This is a genomic window from Knoellia sp. S7-12, assembly GCF_040518285.1.
In the GTDB taxonomy this organism is placed as follows: Bacteria; Actinomycetota; Actinomycetes; order Actinomycetales; family Dermatophilaceae; genus Knoellia.
Map to the genome: position 1 here is coordinate 315,930 of NZ_CP155449.1, position 16,220 is coordinate 332,149.

General features: G+C 67.8%; 13 protein-coding genes. 7 read left to right on the plus strand and 6 right to left on the minus strand.

The window, feature by feature from the left end; all coding sequences use genetic code 11:
• The first annotated feature begins 55 nt into the window (after positions 1–55).
• Entirely contained in the window at positions 56–1,042 is a 987-nt protein-coding gene (locus V6K52_RS01540; RefSeq protein WP_353952152.1) for an IS481 family transposase, read from the plus strand.
• On the opposite strand, the gene V6K52_RS01545 is transcribed toward V6K52_RS01540, so the two are convergent.
• Complete coding sequence (locus V6K52_RS01545) at positions 1,025–1,960, minus strand: transposase (protein ID WP_353952153.1); 936 nt, start codon at positions 1,958–1,960, stop codon at positions 1,025–1,027. The two genes, V6K52_RS01540 and V6K52_RS01545, sit on opposite strands and share 18 nt — an antisense overlap.
• A 470-nt stretch (positions 1,961–2,430) precedes the next feature.
• On the minus strand, positions 2,431–3,978 hold the full coding sequence (locus tag V6K52_RS01550) for a HEPN domain-containing protein (protein WP_353952154.1): 1,548 nt from the start codon (positions 3,976–3,978) through the stop codon (positions 2,431–2,433).
• Positions 3,979–3,984: 6 nt separating this feature from the next.
• On the opposite strand from V6K52_RS01550, the gene V6K52_RS01555 reads away from it, so the two are divergent.
• Complete coding sequence (locus V6K52_RS01555; RefSeq protein ID WP_353952155.1) at positions 3,985–4,152, plus strand: hypothetical protein; 168 nt, start codon at positions 3,985–3,987, stop codon at positions 4,150–4,152.
• A gap of 197 nt (positions 4,153–4,349) precedes the next feature.
• On the opposite strand, the gene V6K52_RS01560 is transcribed toward V6K52_RS01555, so the two are convergent.
• Both V6K52_RS01560 and V6K52_RS01565 read right to left on the minus strand, forming a co-directional pair.
• Complete coding sequence (locus V6K52_RS01560) at positions 4,350–6,038, minus strand: substrate-binding domain-containing protein (protein ID WP_353952156.1); 1,689 nt, start codon at positions 6,036–6,038, stop codon at positions 4,350–4,352.
• A 57-nt stretch (positions 6,039–6,095) separates the two neighbouring features.
• Positions 6,096–6,482: a phage holin family protein gene (locus V6K52_RS01565; protein ID WP_353952157.1), complete on the minus strand. Its 387-nt coding sequence runs from the start codon at positions 6,480–6,482 to the stop codon at positions 6,096–6,098.
• Between the two features lie 96 nt (positions 6,483–6,578).
• Here V6K52_RS01565 and hisC point away from each other — a divergent pair, with 96 nt between their 5' ends.
• Positions 6,579–7,688: a histidinol-phosphate transaminase gene (gene hisC, locus V6K52_RS01570; RefSeq protein WP_353952158.1), complete on the plus strand. Its 1,110-nt coding sequence runs from the start codon at positions 6,579–6,581 to the stop codon at positions 7,686–7,688.
• A gap of 6 nt (positions 7,689–7,694) precedes the next feature.
• Here hisC and V6K52_RS01575 read toward each other — a convergent pair whose 3' ends face one another.
• A complete protein-coding gene (locus V6K52_RS01575; protein ID WP_353952159.1) occupies positions 7,695–8,630 on the minus strand; it encodes an EamA family transporter in 936 nt (311 codons plus the stop codon).
• A 72-nt stretch (positions 8,631–8,702) separates the two neighbouring features.
• Between V6K52_RS01575 and V6K52_RS01580 the strand changes: the two genes are divergently transcribed.
• Positions 8,703–9,599: a LysR family transcriptional regulator gene (locus V6K52_RS01580; RefSeq protein WP_353952160.1), complete on the plus strand. Its 897-nt coding sequence runs from the start codon at positions 8,703–8,705 to the stop codon at positions 9,597–9,599.
• Between the two features lie 134 nt (positions 9,600–9,733).
• Positions 9,734–13,018, plus strand: coding sequence for a S8 family serine peptidase (locus V6K52_RS01585; protein ID WP_353952161.1), 3,285 nt, complete (start codon positions 9,734–9,736; stop codon positions 13,016–13,018).
• 84 nt (positions 13,019–13,102) lie between these two features.
• On the opposite strand, the gene V6K52_RS01590 is transcribed toward V6K52_RS01585, so the two are convergent.
• Entirely contained in the window at positions 13,103–13,777 is a 675-nt protein-coding gene (locus tag V6K52_RS01590) for a hypothetical protein (protein WP_353952162.1), read from the minus strand.
• A gap of 302 nt (positions 13,778–14,079) precedes the next feature.
• On the opposite strand from V6K52_RS01590, the gene pdhA reads away from it, so the two are divergent.
• The gene (gene pdhA, locus V6K52_RS01595; protein ID WP_353953838.1) at positions 14,080–15,225 is read left to right on the plus strand and encodes a pyruvate dehydrogenase (acetyl-transferring) E1 component subunit alpha; all 1,146 of its coding nucleotides are present in this window, start codon (positions 14,080–14,082) and stop codon (positions 15,223–15,225) included.
• Complete coding sequence (locus tag V6K52_RS01600) at positions 15,222–16,220, plus strand: alpha-ketoacid dehydrogenase subunit beta (protein ID WP_353952163.1); 999 nt, start codon at positions 15,222–15,224, stop codon at positions 16,218–16,220. The genes pdhA and V6K52_RS01600 overlap by 4 nt, the downstream gene beginning before the upstream one ends.

A 16,220-nucleotide genomic window follows, 5' to 3' on the forward strand; every position in this document is an offset into this window, starting at 1 on the left:
CTCCCGCGGTGGAGTGGAACTGCCAAGTCACCACTGCCACACACAGGAGGCCCTCATGTCCCACGCTAACGCTGCCCTGACGGTTCGTCACCGTCTTAAGGTTGCCCAACTTGTCGTCGATCAGGGCGTGCCGATCAGTGAGGTCGCGGCACGATTCCAATGTTCGTGGCCGACGGTGAAGCGGTGGGCTGACAGGTATGCCGCCGGTGAGCCGATGAGCGACCGCTCGAGCCGCCCGCACGTGATGCCGGCCAAGACCTGCGTGTCGACGACGAAGCGGATCGTGTCGTTGCGGCTGCGCAAGCGCCTGGGTCCGGTCCAGCTCGCTGCACACGTGGGTGTTGCACCCTCGACAGTGCACCGGGTGCTCACCAGGTGTCACCTGAACCGGTTGGCGCACGTCGATCGCGCCACCGGTGAGCCGGTGCGCCGCTACGAGCATGAGCATCCCGGGGACATGCTGCACGTGGACGTCAAGAAGTTCGGGAACATCCCCGACGGTGGCGGGTGGCGCTTCGTGGGCCGAGCTCAGGGCATGAAGAACCGGACAGCCACCCCGGGCAAACCGAAGAGCAAGAACCACAACCCGAAGATGGGCCACGCATTCGTGCACACCGTCATCGATGACCATTCCCGAGTCGCCTACGCCGAGATCCACGACAACGAGACCGCCGCCACCGCCACCGCCGTCCTGCGCCGAGCCGTCGCCTGGTACGTCGCCCGCGGCATCACCATCCGCAGAGTCCTGTCCGACAACGGGTCCCCGTACGTGTCACACCTGTGGCGGGACGTCTGCGCAGAGCTCGGCATCAAACACTCACGCACCCGGCCCCGCCGCCCACAGACCAACGGCAAGGTCGAACGCTTCCACCGCACCATGGCCGACGGATGGGGATACGCCCGCTGCTACACCTCAGAGACCGAACGACGCCAAGCTCTGCCAGCATGGCTCCACGAGTACAACCACCACCGACCCCACACCGCCTGCGGGAACAAGCCACCCAACACCCGCTTGATCAACCTGTCAGGTCAGTACAGCTAGGCATGCCAAGGATTCGGGGGTGGGGAATCGGCCTCGAGCGTCGCCGATCTCGGCGAGGAGGCGGGCTGCGCGCACGGTGCCTGAGCGGGGAAGCGAGGTGAAGATCTCGGCGTCGGGGTGGGTGGCCAGCTGGTCGGCGATCTGGTCCTCGAGGGTCGTGATCTGCTGGCGCAGCGCGGTCAGGGCGGCGACCAAGGCCAAGGTGATCGCCGCTCGGGGTCCGGCTTGGGCGCCGGTGGTGCCGCGGGGTGCGTCGTGCAGGTGGCGCCACAAGTCCTCGAGCTTGGCCAGGTGGTTGTACCCGACCGAGCGCAGCCAGTTGCCCAGCCGGGCCTTGGACAGCCAGTCGGCTTTGTCCTGGGAGGGGAAGCGGGTCAGGAACCGCAGCGTGATCGGTGAGTCGATGTCGCGGAACAGTCCGATCGCGCCGGGGAAAGTTGTTTGAAGGTGCGCGCGAAGCTGGTTGGCCATCGCCACCCGGGCTGCGACCAGGTCCTGGCGGGCGCGCACCGCCATTCGCAGGGTGAGCGTGGCGTCGCTGTCGCGGGTCAGTGGCCGTAGCCGTGCCCGGTCGGTGCGCAGCGTGTCGGCTAGGACGTAGGCGTCGAACCCGTCGTCCTTGTTGCCGGCCGAGCCGTACCGGCTGCGTAAATTCTTCACTTGGTTCGGCGCGATTACCACCACCGTGAGGTCTGCGTCGACCAGCGGGCCATCGCCGCGTTCGATTGCCACTTCGAGCACTCCGGCCCGGTGCAGCCGACGCACCAGGTCACGCAGGCCGGGGGCGGTGTGGGCGATGGTGAACCGTTGCAGCTGCACACCGCCACCGTCGACCACGGCGACGGCGTGCTCGGTGCTGGCCCAGTCGATCCCCGCGGTCGGCGCGGGTTCCGTTCCTGCAGGTTGTGGGTCGATCATCGGATCGTGCTCCTTTGCTGTTGCCGCAGCAGTTGGGCACCCCAACGGTTCGGGACACGATTACCGGTCGCTCACTGATCGGCGCTCTGGTGGCGCGCAGCCCTGTTGCCAGTCGACGTGTCCTGGGCCGTTGGGCCCCGCGTAACTCATGCAGGACCTCAAGCGGTCTCGCGGACGAGGCGATGACCCAACGGGAACCAGAGATGCGCCGGTGACCTCGTCGTCACAGACACCAACCACGGTCCCTGATCACGCCACCGACGGGTAGACCTTTGCGCAGTGAGCGGATGTTGGCCGTAGTGCACGAGTGACTGCTCCTGGCCTTCGGCGCTCTGGGCCACAGCACCGCCAGTCGGCACGCACGCACCGCGACAGCGCCTCGGGCCGGGCATGATCCGGTCTCAATGCGCAGTCCACCGCGCTCTGGGTCGACAGGACCCGGCTGAAAGGCGAGAATCCGGGCGGCCTGCTCACTCAGAGGAGCCGTTCGAGGGCGGTGCGGAAGTGGTGGGGTCGGCGACGCGTGCGGCCCGCGCAGCGTCTCTCGCGGCCTTCCAGTGCTGCCAGTGGTCGCAGTGGTGGGCCACAACCTTCAGCGTGTCGAAGATGTGCGAGTTGCGGTGTCCGGCAACGCTGCGCCCGTCACTGTGAAGGAGCTCGCCGGGGGTCGATGAGCGACTGTTGTCATAGCCGGCCTCTCGGAGCAGGGCCAGCCGCAGGACTGCGGTGGCGGACTCCTCTGCGAGCAGGACGAACTCGATGTCATCGCCCAGGCGCCCATCCATCGCGAAACCGTGGGCGAGGCTGTTGCGCAGGCCTGCCGTGAGCTCGGCCCACACCGGTACGTCGCCGAGAAGCCATGCCGCCGAGTCCGCTCCGATGGTCTGCGCGAGTTGCTCGAGCTTCTTGCTGAGAGGGAAATGGCGCATCTGCAGCGTCAGCTTGACGGAATCACGAAAGTCGCGGTTGAGGCCGAACTCCTTGAGCTGCTCGAGCAGTTCGGTGTCCTTGGTTGACGGGGTTGCGTCAGCCCAGATGTGCGATGCCAGTGCCTCCAGACCGTTGCAGGCGTCGATGAGCTTGCTCTGCAGGAACTGTCGGTCATCCCGTGGCGCGGCCGCCCCGATCGCCACCGGCACCTGCTCGCACAGTGCTAACCAGCGTGGGATGAAGGCCGAGAATTCGATGTCTGCCGTGTCGAAGAACGGGTCTGCCAAGCCGGACTTCCATCGACGGCCGAGTGGGCGGCGAGCGTCCATGACGTGCACGGCGCTGCCGGTCATGGTGACCAAATCCACGTCGAAGTCGTCCATGGGGGTGCCCGTGACGAGGGCATGCAGGTTGGTCAGGGCGTGGGTCACCCGCTCGATCTCCTCCACGTGCACACCAGTAGGGGCTGACAGCGAGTACTGGGCGTAGTAGTTCAGAGACTGCTGTTCGCGCCCTGACCGCTGTGTATAGGCCGGCGCCAGCATCAGCTTCATACCTGGCTCGATTTCGGCCGTCAGCTGCGTGCCGAGATCGCCTTGCTCTGGTCGTGTCCAATCAGCCGCCCCGGCGTGCAGCTCGCTCGTCATGTTGCTGTTCAGCCAAGTGGGCCCGAGCCAGTGCCACAGACCGGGGAGCTGGAAGGTCGCGGACCTGTAGAGCTCTTGGCTCTCGACATGTGCGCCGCGCACCAACTGCCAGCCCTCCCAAACCGTCTTCTTGACGGATGCGTCCATCATCCCCGAAGGCCCGCCACGCAAATTTGCCCGCATCAGCGTGAACAGTCCGGCTGGGGTCTCGCCGTGAAGCGCCACGTACTGGACCAAGCCGGGTGCAGACGGCGGCCCTCCCAACTCTCCGTGTAGCGTCAGCCGCCACGGCGAAACGTCAGGTGCTGTCTGCAGGTCCAAGTAACCGGGGATGCGCTGCTCGGGCCTGCTGGCCACCCACCACATCCCGATGGTCGGTTCAAATGCGCGCACCACAGTCCTCCGTTCCGCCCAGCTTCTGGGAGTGGTCCCGACCGCCATCCAAACATGGCGCCCGTCGACGCGCTGCTGCGTCAGTACCTGCCCCGCCGGCTCGACTTCCGCACCCTCACCCAAACCGACTTCGACGCCATCGCCGAAGAGCTGAACAACCGACCTCGACAAACCCTGGGCTTCAAGACACCATCAGAATCACTAGCGGAGGCGTTGCGCTGACCGCCTGAACCCGCAGGCATGAGCGGATGTTCCCCCGCACCACGCTGATGGTGGCGGATTCTCGCTCAGTTGTCGGGGTCCGACAATGGGCCGCACCTCATGGGGACGCAGGCCGTCAGGCTGAGCACCGCTGGTGTCAGCGGCGCAAAAGTCTCAAACAGCCTCAGGGGGCACTGAGGAATGAGGGCTCAGAGGACTCAGGGAGCCTGGGCGGGCTCGCGCGACAGGAGCGCCTGGACGAACACGGTGAGCAGGTCGTCCGAGGTGTTGGCGGTGTAGCTCGTGCCGCCCGTGGCCGCCGAGATGGTCTGCAGCGCTTTGGTGTCGGCCTCACCCATGCCGATGGTGATGACGCGCACCGGTCGAGCGGGGTCGTGACCCTTCTTGATGTGGGCCAGCAGCTGGGCGAGGTCGAGGCCGCCGCCCGGGTCGTCGTTCTTGCCGTCGGTGATGATGACGACGGAGTTGAAGTACTCCGGGTCATAGGTCTTGTTCATCTCGTCGAACGCCGCCGCGGTCGTGTCATAGAGCCCGGTGTCGCCGCTGATGTAGCTGGGGAACTTCTTGAGGGCGGCCGCGATCGCGTCGCGGTGGGTGCCCTTCCCTTCGGGTTCGTCGAGTCGGGCGATGGGAGCGATCGGCGCCCAGTCCTTGCCCTTGCCGCCCTTGTCGGTGGAGAAGATCCACCCGCCGACCTGACTGCCGTCGGGCAGCTTCTCGACGGCCGTGATCAGCGACTCCTCGGCCACCTTGGCGCGCGTCTTGCCGCCGGTGTCCTTGGCGACCGTCTTCATCGAGCCGGAGACGTCGACGATGGCCAGCATGCGGGCGTCGGCCTTGAGGACGTCCCACTGGCGCAGGGCATCGAGCCGGGCCGGGCCGGCCATCGGCTTCAGGGCCGTGATGCTGGCGGCCTCCACCCCGTCGATCGTCGGGCCGCCGGAGTCGTCGTCTGGCCGAAAGCCCGCCTTGGCAAAGGCGTCGGTGGCCGATGCAGACGTGAGCGCCCGGAACCCTGCGTCAGCGATCTCCTTGAGGGCCGGGCTGAGATCGGGGGCCGGTGTCCACGGGTAGTCCATGAACAGCGTGCCGGCCCGGGGTGCGACCGGAGCGAGAGCCCCAGGGGCAGTCTTGGCGTATGCCGCGAGTGCCTGTTCGCTGAGCGGGAACGGCTCGCTGCGGGTCGTGCTCGACTTCGTCGGGTCCTGGACGCTGGCGAGCAGGTCGGCCGCGCCGGTCGCGGCGAAGCGCGAGAGCAGGATGATGCGCTGGCCGGCGGTGACGTCCTTGGTCGTCGCCTGGTCGCCCCGCGATGCGAGGAAGGCCAGTCGGCTGGCCGTGTCGAGGTGAGGGTTCGCGAGGTGGATCGCGCCGCTCTTGTTGACGAGGTCAGCCCATGAAGCCAGCTCGCCCGTCAATTTGTCCTTGCTCTTGACCGGGTTGGCGAGGACGACGGGCGAGTGTGCGAGGGAGCCGCCGGAGACCCAGTCTGTTTTGACCGCGGAGCCGCTGCTGCCGGCCGTCGTCTGGTCGAGCCACACGGACGAGTCGGCGATCCATGCGTCCGGAGCCTTGCCCTGGCGGATGCGGCTCGCCACGCTCGAGGCTCGGGTGGACGTCACCTCGTAGCGGTGACACGGGTTGGCCTTGGTCGCCGTCGCCAGCTGCGTCTTGACGAGGTCGGCGACCTCGGGCGTCACTTCGACGCGCAGAGGGGCTGAGGCGCATCCCGCGCTGGAGCCTTCGGTGGTGGCTCCAGCGCCGTCCGAACCGGTGCCCTTGCCGAGCGCATATGCGCCGCCCGCGATGACGACGGCGCCAGCCACGAGGGCAGCAATGACCCCGCGCTGACTCGGAGCGCTGGCTTCGGACTGGTGACGACCCATGGATTGAGGCTGTTCAGTGAGAAGGAGAGGTGGCCTTGTCCAACTGAGCTCGGTGGGTCAGTCGTCGCCGTCGGGCAGGACGACGCTCAGGAGCCACGACACGATGGTGATGATGACCGCACCAAAGACGGCGTCCCAGAAGAACTCGTCGATGGTGAACGCCAGGCCGATCGGCTCGGCGATCCACTCGGTGATCTGGAGCATGAACGCGTTGACGATGAAGGTGAACAGCCCCAGCGTCAGCACGATGGCTGGGAAGGACAGCACCTTGGCGATCGGCCGGATGACGGCGTTGACGAGGCCGAAGAGGAGCGCGACGAGCACGATCGTCACGACCTTCTTGGTCCACTCGTCTTCGTCGCCGAAGCTGATGCCGGAGATCAGACCGGCAGCCGCCCAGAGGGCGACGGCGTTGATGAGGACTCGAATCAGGAAGTTCTGCACCGGGTCATGCTCCCATGAACACGCGTCGCGGGGGCCGGGTGTGCGGCGGATGTGGTGATCGTCTCGGCCTCGGAGTGGGGCTCTACAGTTGCGAGCATGACCGACGGTGATGCCAACAAGTCGCAGCCCCCCGCCCCCCGAGTCCGCCTCCGGGGAGCGCTCGACGCGGTCCCGGCCTATGTCGCAGGGCGGCCGGCGGCCGCCCAGGCCGGCATCACGGCATACAAGATGTCGTCCAACGAAAACCCGTATCCGCCGCTGCCGTCCGTCCTCGACGTCGTGCGTGAGCAGGCCGGGCAGATGAACCGCTACCCCGACATGGGCGTCGCGGCGCTCACCGAGGCGCTGGCCCACCGGCTCGACGTGCCGGCTGCGCGCATCGCCACCGGCCCCGGCAGTGTCGGTGTGCTGGGCCAGATCATCACGGCGTTCTGCGACGCCGGCGACGAGGTCGTCTTCGCGTGGCGCAGCTTCGAGGCCTACCCGATCCTCGTGGCGCTCGCCGGCGCGAGCGCCGTCCAGGTGCCGCTGACGAGCGAGGCCCGTCACGATCTGGACGCCATGGCCGCCGCCATCACCGAGCGCACCAAGGTGGTCCTCGTCTGCACGCCCAACAACCCGACCGGCCCCAGCGTGCGGACCGATGAGCTCGAGGCGTTCCTCGACAAGGTCCCGGACGACGTCCTCGTCGTGCTCGATGAGGCCTACCTCGAATTCGTCGCCAGCGATGATGCCCCCGACGCGCTCGCGATCCACCGCGCTCGCCCCAATGTCCTTGTCCTGCGCACCTTTTCGAAGGCCTACGGCCTTGCAGGCCTGCGCATCGGGTATGCCGTGGCGCACGAATCGATTGCCGAGGCGTTGCGCAAGGCGGCCATTCCATTCGGCGTGAACTCGCTCGCCCAGGTGGCCGCGATCGCCTCCCTGCAGGCCTTTGGTGAGCTCGACATCCGGGTCAAGGAGCTCGTCGCGGAGCGCGCCCGGATCGTGGCCGCGCTGGAGCGCCAGGGATGGGACCTCCCCGACACCGACGCCAACTTCGTGTGGTTCCCGGTGGGGGAGCGGACCACCGAGTTCGCGGCCGCGTGCCAGGCCGCTGGCCTGACGGTCCGGCCCTACGGCACCGACGGGGTGCGGGTGACCATCGCCGAACGCGAGGCCAACGACCGGCTGCTCGAGGTCACGGCAGCCTTCCCCCGCGACTGACCGCGACTACGGACGACTTATTGCCCGTTCGGGTAGTCGCTCGCTGGGCTCGCAACTACCCGAACGGGCAATAAGTCGTGGTTGGCGGCCGCCGGCGGTGATGAGCACGCCGGCGACGACGATGGCGCACCCGACCCATTCGATCGCTGTCGGGCGCTCGCCGAGCAGGACCCACGCGGAGGTCAGGCCGGTGACGGGGACGAGCATCGAGAACGGTGCGACGGTCCCCGCCGGGTGCCGTGCCATGAGCCAGGACCAGATGCCCGTGCCGACCACCGTCGCGATGAGGCTCGTATAGAGCAGCCCCGCCACGGCGGCCCCACCCACCGATGAGCCGACGGACGTGAGGGAGCTGACGATCCGCTCTGGGCCCTCGACGAGCAGGCTCAGCGCCAGCATCGGGATGGGTGGCACGACGCTCATCCACATCGTGAGCTGGAACGGCTGGGTGGTTCGGGCCCGCCGCACGGCGAGGTTGCCGAACGCCCACCCGAGACCGCCGAGGACGGTGAGGACGAACGGCCACACCGCCGAGACGTCGCCACGCTGCGAGCCCACGACGGCGAGGCCGCCGACCGCGATGAGCACACCGAGACCGCGTCGGGGCGACAGGCGCTCACCGAGGAGGGCGCCGAGCACGACGGTGAACGGAGCGGAACTCTGCAGGACGAGCGAGGCGAGACCGGCCGGCATACCCGTCGCCATGCCCCAATAGAGGAACGTGAACTGGAGGATCCCGAATCCGAGCCCATAGAGCAGGATCCAGCGCCACGCGACATCAGGCTTCGGGACGAAGAGCACCGCGGCCAGTGCCAGGGGCAGCCAGCGGAGCGCGCCGGTGAAGAACGGTGGGAACTGCTCGAGCGAGGCGTGGATGGCGATGAAGTTCATGCCCCAGAGGACGGCGACGAGCATGGCGAGGAGGCGATGGCGAGCGGGCATGGGTCCAGAGTGAACGGCATACATTGCTTCGGTCTACTGATTGTTTCTTGCCATAGTCCTTAGGCTGGCTACATGGATGCTCGTCACCTGGCCCTGCTGCGCGAGCTGGCCGACCGCGGCAGCGTCACCGCCGTGGCTGCTGCGACCCGTCGCACCGGCTCCGCCGTGTCGCAGCAGCTCCGCACGGCCGAGCGCGATCTCGGCGTCCGGCTCGTCGAACCCGTCGGCCGTGGACTTCGCCTCACCGATGCCGGACGGCTGCTCGCCGAGGCCGCCGTCGACGTCGAGACCGCGCTGGCCCGGGTCGAGGCGCGGCTCGACGAGTTCCGCGGGCGACCCACGGGGACAGTGCGGATCGCCGCGCTGACGAGCGCCGCCGAGTTCCTCGTGCCCTCCGCCCTCGTCGAGCTCGCCGCCGAAGGGATCGCCCTCGAGCTCAGCGACACGGACGTGTCGGAGGAGGAGTACGCGTCGCTCGCCGCTGACCACGACATCGTCATCGGGCACAGCCTCGTCAGTGCGGTCCCACGCGGAGCCGAGCGACTCACGCACACGGTGCTCGCGCGCGAACCCCTCGACGTGGCCCTCCCCGCCGATCATCCTCTCGCCGCCAAGGAGCAGCTGACCCCGCGCGACGTCGTGGACCAACCGTGGGTGGGTGTGCCAGTCGGCTACCCGTTCGCGACGGTCCTCGACGGCATCGAGCGCGTCACGGGACGGCCGGTGCAGGTCGTCCAGCGTGTGCGGGACAACGGTGTCGTCGAGGCGTTCGTCGCGGCGGGCGTCGGACTGGCGCTGCTGCCACGGTTCACGACCCGTCCTCGCGTGGGGGTCGTGCTGCGTCCGCTGCGTGGCGTCCATGCCCGACGGTGGGTCGTCGCCTTGTCCCGCCCCGACCGAGCCGAACGGGCTGTCGTGCGCCGCACGGTGAAGGCTTTGCGAGATGTCGGACGCCTCACCTCCGTGTAACGCACAAATTTCTTTGCGTTAGGTCTGGCGGGTCGCGCCCGGGCAAGCAACACTGTCGTCACCCGTGCGCGACCGCGAACGGTGAGTTGCGGGCCCAACGAGGTGTCCGCGACCTGATGAGAGGACAACCCGACGTGACCCGACGCCCCCTGCGCCGTAGTTTCACGACGGTTGCCGGACTCGCAGCTGCGGCCCTTGCCGTGACCGCTGCGGCCCCCCAAGCGGGAGCAGCACCCGGAGACCGTGAGATCACCATCGCGAAGGCGCCCAACGCGCAGTCGCAGAACAACAAGCCGAAGGCGGCCAAACCCGCCGACAAGCTCGGTCGTCACGACCGGGACCTCCTCGAGAAGGCCGTCGACGCGAAGACCTCGCGGGTTGTCGTCATGATCTCGACAGAAAAGGGCAAGACCGCTGGCGCCGTCAGGGCGATCACGGCAAGTGGCGGTGTCGTCGCAACGGTCAACGACCGGGTCGGCTACATCAGTGCCAGCGTCCCGACCGGCAAGGTCGATGCCATCGCCAAGAACGCGGCCATCGTCGCCGTCGACCTCAACGAGCGGATCGCGCTGCCCAAGCCGGAGACCCACACGGCCTCTGACGTCTCGACCTCGGCGGTTGGCGATCCCGGGGGAGCCACGCCCGACGACAACCCCTACATGCCGACGCGTGACACCGGCTCGATCGCCTTCAAGAAGGCGAACCCGACCTTCGACGGCCGCGGCACGACGATCGGTGTCATCGACTCCGGTGTCGACCTCGACCACCCCGCGCTGCAGAAGACCTCCACCGGCGAGCGCAAGATCGTCGACTGGGTCACGGCCACGGACCCGGTCCTCGAGGGCGACGGCTCCTGGCGCGCCATGCTCACGACCGTGACCGGTCCGACGTTCTCGGCTTCGGGCTCGACGTGGACGGCACCTGCGGGCTCCTACAAGTTCAACCGTGTGTCCGAGAGCATCTCGGAGGCGTCCGACGCCAGGGGTGACTTCAACCGCGACGGCGACACGACCGACCGCTGGGGGATCCTATACAACGAGACGACCCACGACATCTGGGTCGACGCCAACCAGGACTTCACCTTCTCCGACGGCGAGAAGATGCGTCCCTACAAGGAGAAGTTCGACATCGGCCACTTCGGTGTCGACAACCCGGCGACCGCGATCGCCGAGTCGATGCCGTTCGTCGTCGAGTTCCGTGAGGACGTCAGTCTGGCCCCCTATGGGCTGCCTGGGACCTCCGACTTCGTCAACATCGGTGTCGTCGAGTCCGCCCACGGCACCCACGTCGCTGGCATCGCCGCCGCCCACTCCCTCTTCGGTGGGGACATGGACGGCCAGGCGCCTGGCGCCAAGGTCGTCTCCAGCCGTGCCTGCTCCTGGGGTGGCGGCTGCACCGCAGTCGCCCTGACCGACGGCATGGTCGACCTCGTCGCCAACCGCGGCGTCGACGTCGTCAACATGTCGATCGGTGGCCTCCCCGCCCTCAACGACGGCAACAACGCCCGTGCTCGCCTCTATGACGCGCTCATCGAGACCTACGGCGTCCAGATCGTCATCTCCGCCGGCAACAGTGGCCCGGGCATCAACTCCATCGGTGACCCGTCGGTCGCCACGGACGTCGTCTCCGTCGCCTCCTCGATCACCAAGGAGACGTGGAAGTCCAACTACGGCTCCGACGTGAGTTCGGCCATCGCCCTGCACAATTACTCCTCGCGCGGCCCGCGTGAGGATGGCGGCTTCAAGCCCAACGTCATGGCACCGGGTTCGGCCGTCTCGTCCATCCCGACCTGGCAGCCGGGCAGTGCGGTCCCCGAGGCCGGCTACTCGCTGCCCCCGGGTTATGCGCACTTCAACGGCACGTCCATGGCCTCCCCGCAGACCGCGGGCGCCACGGCGCTGCTGCTCTCGGCGGCCAAGGCCACCAGTGTGGCCGTGACCCCGCGCCAGATCCGTGACTCGATGTACACGACTGCGGACTACAAGAACAACGTCGAGGCCATCGGCCAGGGCGCTGGTCTCGTCGACGTGCCCGGTTCATGGAACCTGCTCAAGACGCGCCCGAAGTCGCAGGACTACACGGTCACCGCACCCGTCTGCACCCCGCTCTCCGGCTTCCTCGCGACGCCGAACCAGGGAACAGGCCTCTACAACCGCTGTGACGCTGCCTCGGGTGGCCTCACCGCGGGAGTCGCGAAGACCTTCACGCTGACCTCGACCCGCACCTCCGGCGTCAAGGGCAACGTCAAGCACGCCCTGCGGCTCATCGGCAACGACGGCACGTTCACGCTGCCCGTCTCGCAGCGCCCGCAGCCGCTCAATGGCACGGTCGACATCCCGGTCAAGGTCAAGACCTCGACGCCGGGTGTCCACTCGGCGATCCTCGAGATCGACGACCCGGCCACGTCCGTCGTCGACAAGCGGGTCCTGCTCACCGTCGTCCTCTCCCAGGATCTCGCCGCCCCGAGCTTCGGTGCGACGCAGTCCGGCGAGGTCGAGCGCAACCTCAACAAGAAGATGTTCGTCACGGTCCCGGCGGGCGCCAAGGCGCTCCAGGTCAACCTCGGCGGCATCGCCACTGGCTCGCAGGTGCGCTGGATTGCCTACAACCCGTATGGCAACCCGGTGGAGTCGACGAGCTCCCTCGTCTGCTTCTCCAACTTCAACAGCGGCGGTGGCTGCAACCCGCACTCACGCAGCTACTCCAACCCGCTCCCGGGTATCTGGGAGATCCAGGTCGAGGCTCGGCGCACCACGCCGACCCTCAAGAACCCCTACCGGATCAGCGCTGTCGCCCAGGGCGTCGTCGTCAACCCGGCGACCCAGACCATCGCTTCGGCGAAGGTCGGGGTTCCCACGCCGGTCTCGTGGACGGTGACCAACCAGTTCGCGCCGGTCACCATCGCCCCGAAGGGTGGGCCGCTCGGCTCAGCCGTCGCGGGTCGCAAGACCATCGCCAACCACGAGCTGCAGAAGTTCACGGTGACCGTCCCTGAGGGCGCCACCAAGTTCGTGGCCAAGATCGGCAACCCGTCCGACCCGGCTGCTGACCTCGACCTCTTCGTCCGCAACGCGGCCGGCGCAATCGTGGCCCAGATGGCCGATGGTGACAGCGAGGAGTCCGTGACATTCGTCCCGGCTGCTGGCACCTACACGGTCGAGGTCGACGGCTACTCGGTCCCGAGTGGTTCGACGCAGTACGACTACCTCGATGTCTTCTACTCGAGCGGACTCGGCACGCTCACTGTGCCGGCGACGACGACTGCACTTGCGACGGGCGCTTCGACGACTGTCACGGGCGCTGTCACCGTGGCAGCCGTCCCGGCCGCGGGTCGTCAGGTGTCCGGCGAGCTTCAGGTCCTGTCCACCGAGGGCGCGCTCCTCGGCACTGGCCAGGTCTTGATCGGTTCGGTCAGCTGACCCACAAGTCGAAGTAGGACGAAACGCCGTGCGAGCATCTGCTCGCACGGCGTTTCGTCTTATCTGGACCCGGTCGCAATCAGCTCAGCGGGCCATGGCGACCGAGCGGACCTCGAAGAGCGGCCCCTGCTGGCAGGTCGACATCTGGTTGGTCTCGGTGGTCCCGGTCACCGTGACCCGGCCGTCCGGGATCGGGATCTGTCCGATGAGGACGAACATGCCCTGATCCGACTGGATCACCCGGCACCCGGCCTCCACCCCGTCCGAGACCGTGCCCGTCAGCGTCATCACCTGACCGGCCTTGCTCGAGGTCGGCAGCGGGACGGGGTCCTCCTCCATCCGCACCTCGGCGTCGTTGACGTGGAAGGGGAGCGCGTCCGAACAGTTCGGTTCCATCGTGTCCATTGCTACTCCTTGGATGACGTATGCCGTGCCGGCAGCGAGACCCTTCGTCTCACCGACGAGGACCCACTGGCGCGCGTCCCGGTCGTTCTTGAACACGATGCACCCGTCCTTGATGGATGTCACCCGTCCGGACATCACCGTCGGCCGAGCCCGCCCGCTGGGCGGCATCGACGTGCTGGCCGATCCGGACGTGGTGGGGCTCGCCGACGGTGTGACCGAGGAGCTGGGCGACGTTGCCGATGGACTCACGCTGGCGCGGTTGTCCCCGACCGGCGGGTCAGCGGAACCACAAGCGGACAGGAGGGCCGCAGCGCACAGCGCGCTCACGGCATACCCGGTCGTTCGTCGGGTCACGGAAGATCGCACAGTCATGAACCTAGGACGTTCCGGACCGCGCTGCGGTTCCGTGACCGGTGCGTTTGGGAGGCAGCGCCACCCTCGCGGTACGGTTCTGCCCAGCAGGCTTGGTGACAGCCCTCACACCCCGGGGGAGGTCCCAGACACCGCCGTCCGGGCCGCGCGCGCACAAGCGTGTGGAGCCGGCGGCCCGAGCCGGGCGCCGTCACCAACGGACGTCCCAGGGAACAGGAGTGCCCGTGAGCGACATCGATGTCGCTGCAACGCCGCCCGTCGGCGGTATGGACCATCACGTCTCGATGGATCCGGCAGCAGTACCCGAGCCCCGCGCGGCGGCCGATGGCGGCCCCGACATGGTCCAGCTCCTCACCCCCGAGGGTGAACGTGTCCCCCACTCGGACTATGACGCGATCGTCGACGAGCTGAGCAACGACGAGCTGCGCGAGCTCTACCGCGATCTCGTCCTCATCCGTCGCTTCGACCTCGAAGCCACCGCGCTCCAGCGCCAGGGTGAGCTCGGCCTCTGGGTCTCGCTCCTCGGCCAGGAAGCCGCGCAGATCGGTTGCGGCCGCGCCCTCCGCCCGCAGGACCACGCCTTCCCCGGCTACCGCGAACACGGCATCGCGTGGACCCGCGGCATCGACCCGATGCGGATCATCGCGATGTACCGCGGCGTCGACAAGGGCGCGTGGGACCCCGAGGAGCACCACTTCCACGGCTACACCATCGTCATCGGCAACCAGGTGCTGCTCGGCACCGGCTATGCCATGGGCGTGCAGCGTGACGGGGCGGTCGGCACCGACGACCCCGAGCGTGACACTGCCGTCGTCGCCTTCATGGGTGACGGGGCGACCGCGCAGGGTGACGTCAACGAGGGCTTCGTCTTCGCGGGTGTCTACAACAGCCCGATCGTCTTCTTCTGCCAGAACAACCAGTGGGCCATCAGCGAGCCCAACGAGCGCCAGACGCGCGTCCCGATCTACAAGCGTGCCGACGGCTTCGGCTTCCCGGGACTGCGGGTCGACGGCAACGACGTCCTTGCCGTGTATGCCGTGACGAAGCAGATGCTTGACCGTGCCCGTTCCGGTGAGGGGCCTTCGCTCATCGAGGCCTTCACCTATCGGATGGCCGCCCACACGACCTCCGACGACCCGACGAAGTACCGCGTCTCGGCCGAGGTCGAGGTGTGGAAGTTGCGCGACCCGATCGCCCGCTACAAGCGCTGGCTCATGAGCGAGGGCATCGCCGACGTCGAGTTCTTCGACGCCATCGAGACCCAGGCCGACGAGCTCGCGGCACACGTGCGCACCGGCACGGTCACGATGCCCGACCCGGACGTCGCCGACATCTTCGACCAGGTCTATGTCGAGCCGCACAAGCAGGTCGAGGACGACCGGGCGGCCTTCTTCGCCTACCAGGACTCGTTCGAGGAGGCGCAGGCATGAGCACGTCGCCCACCACCACGAAGACCACGATCGCCAAGGCCCTCAACGCCGGACTGCGCAAGGCGATGGAGCGCGACCCCAAGGTCATCATCCAGGGAGAGGACATCGGCAAGCTCGGTGGCGTCTTCCGCATCACCGAGCACCTCCAGAAGGACTTCGGCGAGGAGCGCGTCATCGACACCCCGCTCGCCGAGTCCGGGATCATGGGCACGGCCATCGGCCTCGCGCTGCGCGGCTACCGGCCCGTCGTCGAGATCCAGTTCGACGGCTTCGTCTATCCCGCCTTCGACCAGATCGTCTCGCAGCTGTCCAAGCTGCACTCGCGCTCGCGCGGAGCGATCAAGGTGCCCGTCGTCGTCCGCATCCCCATGGGTGGCGGCATCGGCGCGGTGGAGCACCACAGTGAGTCCAACGAGGCCTACTTCGCGCACACGCTCGGCCTCAAGGTCGTCTTCTGCTCCAACCCCGAGGACGCCTACTGGATGATCCAGCAGGCCATCGAGTGCGACGACCCGGTGATCTTCTATGAGCCCAAGCGGCGCTATCACGAGAAGGGCGAGGTCGACCTCGAGGCCACCTCGGCGCCCCGCGACCTGTTCTCGGCGCACGTCACCCGCGAGGGCACTGATGTCACGGTGGCCTGCTGGGGTCCGATGGTGAAGGTGTGCCTCGACGCGGCGAAGGCCGCTGAGGAGGAGGGCATCTCGCTCGAGGTCATCGACCTGCGTTCGGTCAGCCCCATCGACATCGACGCCATCACCGCCTCGGTCGCCAAGACGGGCCGCCTCGTCGTTGCCCAGGAGGCGCCGTCGTTCGTGTCGGTCGGGTCAGAGATCTCGGCCCTCGTCACCGAGCGCTGCTTCTATCAGCTCGAGGCGCCGGTCATCCGGGTCGCGGGTTGGAACACGCCCTATCCGGCGAGCAAGCTCGAAGAGCACTACCTGCCCGATCTCGACCGTGTGCTCGACGCCGTCGACCGCTCGATGGCCTACTGA